Genomic DNA, 11,213 nt, shown 5'->3' with positions numbered 1-11,213 from the left:
ATCTATACTTCCGGCTCGACCGGGCAGCCGAAGGGCGTGCAGATCGCGCATCGCGGCGCCTGTAACCTGGCGGTCAGCCAGCAGGCCATGTTCGGCGTGGCCGACGATAGCCGCGTGCTCGGCCTGGCATCGCTGAGCTTCGACGCGGCGACGTCCGAATGGCTCATGGCGCTGCTGCGCGGCGCCGCCTTCTACGTCTGTAGCGAGGAACAGCGGCACAATCCGGCCGCGATCCAGACCTTCCTGCGCGAGCACGGCATAACGCATGCGACCCTGCCGCCGGCGCTGTTGCCGCATCTGGACAGCGGCGCGGGCTATGCGCTGGAAGCTCTGGTGCTGGCCGGTGAAGCCTGCGGTGCGCAGGTTGTGGCGCCGTGGCTGTCGGTATGCCGGGTATTCAATGCCTACGGACCGACTGAAAATACTGTTTGTGCCAGCACGGCCGAACTGCGGCCAGGCCAAGCCATCACGATTGGCCGTCCGATTGCCAACACCCAGGTCTATATCCTGGACCGGCACCTGCAGCCAGTGCCGCTTGGCGTGCCGGGCGAGATCTACATTGGCGGCGTGGGCGTGGCGCGCGGCTACCTGAACCTGCCGGAATTGACGGCGGAGCGGTTCATCGACGATCCGTTCAACGGCCGTGCCGGCGCGCGCCTGTACCAGTCGGGCGATCTGGGCCGTTGGCTGGCCGACGGCAATATCGAGTACCTGGGCAGGAATGACTTCCAGGTCAAGCTGCGCGGCTTCCGCATCGAGCTGGGCGAGATCGAAGCCCGTCTGGCGCAGTGCGTAGGCGTGAAGGAGGCAGTGGTGATCGCCCGTGACGACGCCACGGGCGACAAGCGCCTGGTGGCTTATCTGACACTGGCGGAGGGGTGGGACGCTTCCGCCGCCGCGCTGCGCGAGCACCTGCTGGCCGGTCTGCCGGAATACATGGTGCCGAGCGCCTTCGTGGTGCTGGAGCGATTCCCGCTCACGCCGAACGGCAAGCTCGATCGCAATGCGCTGTCTGCGCAGGGCCAGTCCGCGTTGGCGACCAGGGTATATGAAGCGCCGCAAGGCGAAGTGGAAGAAGCGCTGGCGCGCATCTGGCAGGAGGTGCTGGGCGTCAAGCGCGTAGGCCGCCAGGACAACTTCTTTGAACTGGGTGGCCACTCACTGTTGGCGATTGGCCTGGTCGAACGGATGCACCAGGTCGGCGTGGAAACGAGCGTGCGTGCGTTGTTCGGTGCGCCGACGATTGCCGGCGTGATCGAAGCGCTGGGACAGCGCGAGCGCGCCGTTGTCATACCGCCCAACTTGATTCCGCCCGAGAGCCAGGTCATCACGCCGGCGATGCTGCCGCTGGTCGAGCTGAGTCAGGATGAGATCGACCGCGTCGTTGCCACGGTCACGGGCGGTGCAGCCAATGTGCAGGATATCTATCCTCTGGCACCGCTGCAGCAGGGGATACTGTTCCACCACATCCTGCAGCAGCAAGGCGATGTGTACCTGACGCCGACACTGCTGGCGTTCGACGATCGCGCCAGGCTCGATGCGTTTGCGCAGGCACTGCAGAAGGTGGTGGCGCGCCATGACATCCTGCGCACGGCAATCGCGTGGGAAGGATTGAGGGAGCCGGTACAGGTGGTGTGGCGCCAGGTGCCCGCGACGATGCAGATGGTCAACTTCGACGCCGGGGACGGGGACATCGCCGCCCAGTTGGAGGCCCGCTACAATCCGGGGCACTTCCGCGTCGATGTGCGCCAGGCGCCGCTGATGCGCGGCTTTGCCGCCTATGATGGAGCCAACGGCCGATGGCTGTTGCGCCTCATGCTGCATCATCTGATCGCCGACCACGTGACGCTGGAGATCATCGCTACCGAAGTGGACACCATTCTTGGCAAGGGCGAGGCTGCGCTGGACAGGCCGGTACCGTTCCGCGATTTCGTCGCCGAAGCCCGGCTTGGCGTGAGCCAGCAGGAGCACGAGGCCTTCTTCCGCCGCATGCTGTCGGATATCGACGAGCCGACCGCGCCTTTAGGGCTGGTCAATGTTCAATCCGACTGGGCCGCGACGGCAGAGGCCAAACAGGCGCTCGATGCGGATCTGGCCAGCCGGATTCGCCGGCAGACGCGCAAGCTGGGCGTCAGCCCGGCCAGCCTGATGCACGTAGCCTGGGCGCAGGTCCTGGCCCGTTTGAGCGGACGGCAGGACGTGGTGTTCGGCACCATGCTATTCGGCCGAATGCGCGGTGGCGCAGCGATGGCGCGCGTGCCCGGCATCTTTGTCAATGCCTTGCCGGTGCGCGTCAGTGTCGGACAGGATGGCGTCGAGCAGAGCGTGCGCAAGACGCAGGCGCTGCTATACGAGCTGATGCATCACGAGCATGCCTCGCTGACATTGGCGCAGCGCTGCAGCGCCGTCGAACCGTCGGCACCGCTATTCACTGCCCTGCTGAATTACCGGCACAACACCGTCAGCCAGGACGCCGCGCATGCGGAATGGAGCGGAACCGAGGTGCTGCGCTCAGAAGAGCGCACCAATTATCCGCTCAGCCTTGCGGTAGATGACTGGGGCGATGGCTTTGATCTGACCGCGCAGCTCAGTGTGCAGGCCGAGCCGGGCCGCATTTGCGCCTATATGCAAACGGCGCTGGAAAATCTGGTGCAGGCGCTGGAGCAGGCGCCGCACACGCCGGTAGCGGCCGTCGAGGTGTTGCCGCCGCAGGAGCGCGAGCAGCTGCTGGTGGAATGGAACGACACTGCGCAAGCCTATGCGCAGGACCAGACCCTGCACGGCCTGTTTCGGCAGCAGGCCGCGCGCACGCCGGAGCGGGTGGCCGTGCTGTGCGAGGACCGGCAATTGAGCTACCGCGAACTGGACGAGCGTTCGGAGCACCTGGCGCACTACCTGCGCGGCCAGGGGGTGGGCAGGGAAAGCCTGGTGGCGATTTGCGTCGAGCGCGACCTGGACATGCTGGTCGGCCTGCTCGGCATCCTGAAGGCTGGCGGCGCCTACGTGCCGCTCGATCCCGGCTATCCGAAGGAGCGGCTGGCCTACATGCTGGAGGACGCCAGGCCCGCGCTGCTGCTGACCCAGCAGTCGCTGCTGGGGCTGCTTTCGGCCGACGTAGTGACCGTTTGCCTGGACGGCGGCTGGGAGGCCGCAGTCGGCTCCGGCCTGGCGCCCGATGGCGGCGCCACGGCGGACCAACTGGCGTATGTGATCTACACCTCGGGTTCGACCGGTCAGCCGAAAGGCGTCGGAGTCACCCATGGCAACGTGAACAGCTTCCTGCACGCGATGCGCGGGCAGCCGGGGATAGTGGCTGACGATGTGCTGCTGGCGGTGACGCCGTTGTCCTTCGATATTGCCGGCCTTGAGCTGTTCCTGCCGCTGAGCGTGGGCGCGGCGACGGTGATTGCGCCGCGCCAGGTGGCAGCCGATCCGGCCCAACTGGCCCGGCATATCGCCCGGCATGGCGTGACGATGATGCAGGCCACGCCGTCGACCTGGCGCATGCTGGTCGAACAGGGCTGGCAGTACGAGGGCCAGCCGCTCAAGCCGTTCAAGTTGCTGTGCGGCGGCGAGGCGCTGTCGGCGGCGCTGGCGGAAGAACTGCTGCGGCGCGTGCCGGTGGTGTGGAATATGTACGGCCCGACGGAGACGACGATCTGGTCGGCGCTGTGCGCGATTACGGACCTGGAGCACGGCATCCCGATCGGGCGGCCGATCGCCAACACGCAGATCTACCTGCTCGACGAGCAATCGCGCCCGGTGCCCGTCGGGGTTGCCGGCGAGGTGCATATCGCCGGCGCCGGCGTGGCGCGCGGCTACGTAAACCGGGACGAGCTGACGGCCGAGCGCTTCGTGCCCAATCCCTTCGGTGCGCCCGATGCGTACATGTCGCGCATGTACAAGACCGGCGACCTGGCGTGCTATCTGCCGGACGGCAGGATCGAATACCTGGGCCGCATCGACCAGCAGGTGAAGCTGCGCGGCTTCCGCATCGAGCTGGGGGAAATCGAAACCTGGCTGGCGCGGCACGCGGCGGTGCGCGAGGCAGTGGTGGTGGCGCGCGAGGACAGTCCGGGCGACCAGCGCCTGGTCGCCTACCTGACCACGCACGAGGGCAGCGCGGACGCCGGACAACTGCTACCGCAGTTGAAGGATTACCTTGCCGGCGCTCTGCCCGAGCACATGGTGCCGTCGGCCTGGGTGGTGCTCGATCAGCTGCCACTGACGGCCAACGGCAAGATTAACCGGAAGGCTTTGCCGGCGCCGGACGGGGGTCTGCTGCGCGCCGAATATGTCGCGGCGCAGACCGATACTGAAGAGCGGCTGGTGGCGCTCTGGCGTGAATTGTTGAACGTCGAGCGGGTCGGCATCCATGATAATTTCTTCGACCTGGGCGGGCACTCGCTGCTCATCATCAGGCTGCACGTGCTAATCATGCAATATTTTCAGAAAAGCCTTTCCGTGGTCGATTTGTTCAGATATCCTACCATCGAAAAACTGGCAGGGGCCTTGGAGAGTTCGCCCTCGGCAGCGGCGGCCGATGCGGAAAGCCTGGAGCGGGGCCAGCATCGCCGCCAAGCCATGCAGAGGCGCTCTGCAGCCCGCTCCAAATAACAATGATTCTTGAGAAACCTATGACTTCAATTAGTTCGTCGGAATTCAACAATGATGCATATTCGGTAGCTGTGATCGGGATGGCAGGGCGATTCCCGGACGCTAAAAACGTTGATGAGTTCTGGTATAACCTCAAGAACGGTATCGAGAACGTTCGTACTTTCAGTGACGAGGAATTGCTTGCGGCGGGCGTGTCCGCCAGCGTGTTTGAGGACAAGAACTACGTCAAGCGCGGCACCGTTGTGCCCGACTTCGACCGCTTTGATGCGGAGTTCTTCGGCTTTACGCCCAAGGATGCCGAAGTGGCCGATCCGCAGCAGCGCCTGTTCATGGAGGTGGCATGGGAGGCGCTTGAGCATGCGGGTTATGCGCCCGGGGCCTACCCTGGCGCGATCGGCGTGTTTGCCGGCGCCTCGAACAGCGCCTACTTCCTCCACAAGATCTACGGAAACGCCAAGTTTGCGGAGTCCGTCTCCGTGAAGCAAATCCAGATTGGCAACGAGAAGGATTATCTGTGCAGCCGCGTGGCCTACCATCTTGGCCTGCGCGGTCCGGCGGTGGCGGTGCAGACGGCCTGTTCGACTTCGCTCGTGGCCGTGCATCTGGCCTGCCAGAGCATACTGAGCGGAGAAAGCGACATGGCGCTGGCGGGCGGCGCGAGCCTGCAGACGCGCCTGGAAGGCTATATGTACCAGCCGGGGGATATCATGTCGCCCGATGGAAGCTGCCGGACCTTCGACGAAAAGGCGGCCGGCACCGCGCCGGGCAATGGCGTGGCCGCCGTCCTACTGAAATCCTTGAGCAAGGCCCTGGAGGACGGCGATACGATCCACGCGGTCATTCGCGGCTCGGCGATCAATAACGATGCAGCCGACAAGGTGGGATTCACGGCGCCCAGCGTGAACGGGCAGGCGGCAGTGATTACCGAGGCCATGGCCGTGGCCGACGTACACCCGGAATCAATTTCCTATGTGGAGGCACACGGCACCGGTACCATACTTGGCGATCCGATCGAGATGCGAGCACTCCAGCAGGCGTTTGGCACGTCGACCGACAAGAAGCAGTTCTGCGCCATCGGCTCGCTGAAAACCAATATGGGGCATCTCGACACGGCGGCCGGTGTGACAGGGCTGATCAAAGCCGTTTTGACGGTGAGGGAACGCGAGATCGCGCCCAGCCTGCACTTTACCAAGGCAAATCCGCATATCGACTTCGCCAACAGCCCGTTCTATGTGAACGCATCGCTGCAACAGCTGGCCGCCACGGACACGCCGATGCGGGCCGGGGTCAGTTCCTTCGGTATCGGCGGCACCAACGCACATGTGATCGTCGAGGAGCCGCCGCGCGTGACGACGGAACCGTCGGCGCGGCCAGACCAGGTGCTGCTGCTGTCGGCCAGGACGCCGGAAGCGCTTGCAGCGGCGGGCGTCAATCTGCAGCGCTTCCTCGCCGCCCATCCGCAAACCAGCCTGGCCGACGCGGCCTATACGACGCAGGTCGGACGAACCGCCTTCGGCTATCGCCGCGCGCTGGTGTGCAGCAGTGTCGCCAATGCGATCGAACAGCTGGAGACGGAAACGGCCGCACCGGCGCCCGTCGCGGAAGGCAAGGGCAACTCCGTCGTCTTCATATTCCCAGGCCAGGGCGCTCAGTATGCCGGCATGGGGAAGGACTTGTACCAGACCGAGGAAGTGTTTCGGACCGAGATCGACCGTTGCGCTGAGCTCCTGCTGCCGGCGCTGGGCTTGGACTTGCGCGCGGTGCTGTTCGCCGATGGTGAGCAAGGCGGGCATGCCCAGGATCTGCTGCGCCAGACCCAGATCGCGCAACCGGCCTTGTTCGCCGTGGGATATGCGCTGGTGCGTCAGCTCGCGCATTGGGGCATATCGCCCGACGCGATGGCGGGCCACAGTGTTGGGGAATACGTGGCGGCCTGTCTTGCCGGGGTTTTCTCGTTGCCGGACGCGCTTGCGCTGCTGGCCCAGCGCGGCAAGCTGATCGCCGGATTGCCGGCCGGCCGGATGCTGGCGGTACACGCCTCGGAGCCGGCCTTGCAACCGATGATGGGCAGCGACCTGTGGATCGCCGCGGTGAACGCGCCGGCCATCTGCAGCGTGTCCGGCAGCGCCGAAGCCATCGAAGCGCTGGAGCGCGTGCTGCGTGCACAGGGCATCGAATTTCAGCCCCTGCATACTTCGCATGCCTTCCATTCGGGCATGATGGACCCCATCCTCGATGAATTCGCGGCCGCGGTCTCTCGCGTCAAGCTGAATGTGCCGCGCATTCCCTATGTCTCCAATGTAAGCGGCGGCTGGATCACGGCCGAGCAGGCCACCAGCCCCGCCTATTGGTGTGCGCATCTGCGCCAGGCAGTACGCTTTTCCGATGGCGTGCGCACGCTCATGCAGCGCCATGCGCCGCTGTTTGTCGAAATCGGTCCGGGCCGCTCGCTGGCCAGTCTGGTCAGGCAGCACGCCCAGGCGGGTGTTCAGGTGCGTGCGGTCGGTTCGCTGCCCGACGCCAAGTCGGCCACCTCATCGGCTACCTCATCGGCCATCACCCTGATGCGTGCTGCTGGCTGGCTGTGGACGCATGGCGTCGCAATCGACTGGAACCGTTTCCGTGGCCGGGAACGCCGTCGCCGCATTCCGCTGCCGACCTATCCCTTCGCGCGCAAGCGGCACTGGATCAACGATCCCGTGCCGGTGGATCTGCCTGCGGCCCAGCCGGACCGGACCCGCCGCGCCGATGTCGGGCAGTGGTTTTACGCGCCGACCTGGAAGCGTTTGCCTGGCCCTGTGCCCGGCGCTGCCGCTGCATCCACGGTGCATCTGGTGCTGGCTGATCGCCACGGCTTGAGCCAGTCCGTTATCGATGCGATCCGGGCCGGGGGCGAACAGGTCATCGTCGTCACGCAGGGCGGCGATTTCGCCGCCGTGAGCGCAGAACGGATTGAGATCGACGCCGCCCAACCCGCTCACTACGAACGCCTGCTGTCACTGTGCATGGAACGGCATGGCATGCCCGCCAGGATCACCCATTGCTGGAGCCTGACGCCGCCGCAAAGCGGCAGCGCCATCGACCAGCACGATGGCTTCTACAGCATGCGCTTCCTCGCGCATGCGATCGGCCGGCTTGGCATCGACGCAGCACTGACCATCAATGTGCTCTCGAATGGGCTTTATGCCGTCATCGGCGACGAGTTCCTCGCTCCCGAGAAGGCGACCCTGCTCGGACCATGCCAGGTTATGGCACTGGAATGTGCGAACCTCCGCAGCCGCAGCGTGGACATCGTCGTCACGCCTGGCGAGGGAATCGGCGCCAGGCTTGGCGCGCTGTTGGCGGCGGAGTTGTCCAGCGACGTAGCCGAAACCATTGTGGCGTTGCGCGGCAGTTACCGTTGGAGCCGAGTCATCGAGCCGGTGTCAGTGGCGGTGCACGGGACGCTGCCGGCGGTCTCCGGCAGCCGTCAACATTACCTGATCACGGGCGGGCTGGGCGGAGTCGGCTATGCCTTCGCGCGCTATCTGGCCGAAAATCGTTCCGCTCCCGCGCTCACCCTGACCGGGCGCCAGCCATTGCCGCCCAAGGCGGAGTGGGGCGACTACCTTCGGGCGCATGCGGACGACGACGCCGGCAGCCGCAAGATCGGCCAGTTGCAAGCGCTGGAGGCGCTGGGCGCCGCCGTGCTGTACCTTGCAGCCGACGTCGCTGACGAAGCGGCCATGAACCGGATGGCCGATGCCGCCATATTGGCATTCGGTCAGCTGCAAGGCATTTTCCATGCGGCTGGACAGGCCGGTGCTGCAGCCCTGCGCCTGGCGCCGGGGGGGCAGGCGGGCCAGGTACTGGCGCCGAAACTGGCTGGCGCGGCGATACTGAGCAAGATCTTCGACTTCTCGCGCCTTGACTTCGTCATCCTGTGCTCGTCGATGAATGCCGTGCTGCCTTTCGCCGGCCAGGCCGATGCGGCGGGAGCGGATGCCTTCCTGGACGCGCTGGCCCATCGCGACAGCTTGCAAGCGGGTGGCAACGTCCTGTCGGTCAACTGGACGATCTGGAAGGATGCCGGGATGATGACGCGCGCCAAGTTGCCGCAGCATCTGACGGAGGATGGCTCCGGCCTTGCCGCGTTGATGTCGAACGGCATTGCCGAACGCGATGCGAAGGCCGTGTTCGATGTCCTGCTGGCGTCCCGACTGCCCCAGCTGATCGTCTCGCCGCTGGCGTTTGCGGTCACGGCCGGGCACATCGCCGATGTCAACCGGTCGGCGCTGGACGCCGAAAAGCCGCAATCGGTGGCTGGTGGACAGGGCGTCACTCGTTCCGACCTGCTGGTGGCCTATGCGGCACCCGGCAATGATGTCGAGAAGACGCTGGCCGGCATCTGGCAGAACCTGTTCGGCATGGAAGCGATTGGCGTCCATGACGATTTCTTTGACCTGGGCGGCCATTCCCTGATGGCGACGCAGGTGCTGTCGCATGTGCGCAAGCATTTGCAGGTCGACCTGCCGCTGCGAAGCCTGTTTGAGGCGACCACCATCGCTGCGTTGGCGGCGCAGATCGAAGCGGCCCAGGTGCAGGCCGAAACCGCAAGGCTGGAGAATATGGCCGCCGCCAAGGTCTCCGTACAGAAGAGCATCGATGCCATGTCGCCAGAGGAAATCGCCGCCTTGCTCGCCGAAAAGAAACGTCTGAAAGCCAGTCAAACTCCACTGGCGTGATAGACCTCACGCCATTTTACCCTACCTGGCGACTCTGCCAGGCGGTCCTTGCGTTCCTGTAAGCGAGGATGCAAGGTGAGGGTGAGCATCCCTGCCGGAGCCGCTGACATCCACCCATTCGCGCTTCCGGGACAGACAACGACATTCATTTACTATCTTTTGAGAGGCACCATCGTATGACCGAGCGCTCGCTGGAATCAATGAAAGAGGAACTCCTTGCTCTGCTGCTGGCGGAGGATGAGCCGCAGCAGCCGACGTCGATTGCGCTGGCCGACCGCGCGGGTTTGCTGCCTCTTTCGTATTCACAGGAGCGGGTCTGGTTCATCGACCGCTTCACCGATGGGGGCGCGGCCTACAACCTGCCCGGCGCGTTTGAAATCCGGGGGCGGCTGGACCGCGCCGCGCTCGAGCGCACGCTCAACGAGATCGTGCGCCGCCATGAAGTGCTGCGCACGACCTTTGATCTTGTCGATGGCGCGCCGGTGCAGGTGGTCGCTCCCGAGTTGCGGCTGGCCATTCCGGTCGTAGATATCAGCGCACTGCCGCCGGGCGAACGGCAGGCCCGGGCTGAGGCGCTGGCGCGGGACGAGGCGCGCGCGCCGTTCGACCTGCAAGCCGGCCCCTTGCTGCGTGCCCGGCTCATTGCAATGGGCGAGGACGTTCATGTGTTTCTGTTGACGTTCCATCATATCGTCTTCGATGGCTGGTCGATGGGGGTACTGATCGGCGAAGTGGCCGCCTTGTATAGCGTGTTTGTCGAAGGGACCGCGCCGCAGTTGCCGGAACTGGCGCTGCAGTATGCCGACTTTGCGCATTGGCAGCGCGAGCAGCTGGCTGGTACGGCACTGCAGAAGCAGCTCGACTACTGGAAAACCCAATTGCACGGCGCACCGGCCTTGCTGTCGCTGCCGACGGATCGTCCGCGTCCGGCGGTGCAGACCCACGAAGGGGGCAATGTACCGCTGCTGTTCCCACCGCACATCGCCAGCGGCTTGCACCGCGTTGGCCAGCAGGCGCAGGCCACCTTGTTCATGACGCTGGCGGCGGCCTTCAATGTGCTGCTCAGCCGTTATGCCGGCCAGGATGACATCTGCATCGGCACGCCGATCGCGAATCGCCAAAGGGCGGAGCTTGAGCCGCTGATCGGTTTCTTCGCCAGCACTCTGGCGCTGCGCACGCGGGTGGATGCGGCGCAGCGCTTCGATGAGCTTCTCGCGCAGGTCAAGGCGGCTACGCTGGATGCCTATGCCCATCAAGACGTGCCGTTCGAACAGGTGGTGGAGCATCTGGCGCCGGCACGCAATGCCAGCCATAGTCCATTGTTCCAGGTGATGTTGGTGCTTCAGAACACGCCTGCGGGCAAGCTGGATCTGCCCGGCCTGGCGCTCAGGCCGATGGGCGTCGAACAACAGGTCGCGAAGTTCGACCTGACGCTAACGCTGGTCGAGGCGGAGGATGGACTTGGCGGTAACTTCGAATACAACACCGACTTGTTCGACCGCGCCACGGTGGAGCGGATGGCCGAGCATTTGCAGACGCTGCTGATGGCGGTTATAGCCAATCCGCAGGCGCCGGTCCGCGAGCTGTGCATGCTGGCCGAAGGCGAGCGGCAGCAACTGCTGGTCGATTGGAACAGCACGGCGAAAGAGTTCGCACACGGCCAGACACTGCACGCGCTGTTCGAGGAGCAGGCGCTGCACTGCCCTGAAACGGAGGCTGTCAAGTTTGCAGGCCAGTCGCTGACTTACCGCGAGCTCAATGCGCGCGCCAACCGCCTGGCGCACTACCTGCGCGGGCAGGGTGTGGGCGCCGACAGCCTGGTGGGTATCTGCGTCGAGCGCAGCGTCGAGATGGTGGTGGGCTTGCTGGGCA

At 65.0% G+C, this 11,213-nt stretch carries 3 protein-coding genes; all 3 read left to right on the top strand.

The window, feature by feature from the left end; genetic code table 11:
* On the top strand, positions 1-4,617 hold the full coding sequence (locus tag O3301_RS28450; RefSeq protein WP_305058141.1) for a non-ribosomal peptide synthetase: 4,617 nt from the start codon (positions 1-3) through the stop codon (positions 4,615-4,617).
* Between the two features lie 20 nt (positions 4,618-4,637).
* Entirely contained in the window at positions 4,638-9,341 is a 4,704-nt protein-coding gene (locus O3301_RS28445; protein ID WP_305058140.1) for a type I polyketide synthase, read from the top strand.
* 176 nt (positions 9,342-9,517) lie between these two features.
* A partial coding sequence (locus O3301_RS28440; protein ID WP_305058139.1) for a condensation domain-containing protein occupies positions 9,518-11,213 on the top strand: 1,696 nt, incomplete at its 3' end.

The sequence above is a fragment of the Janthinobacterium sp. SUN211 genome (assembly GCF_030587315.1).
Classification (GTDB): domain Bacteria; phylum Pseudomonadota; class Gammaproteobacteria; order Burkholderiales; family Burkholderiaceae_D; genus Janthinobacterium; species Janthinobacterium kumbetense.
This window is presented reverse-complemented; position numbering and strand designations above follow the sequence as displayed.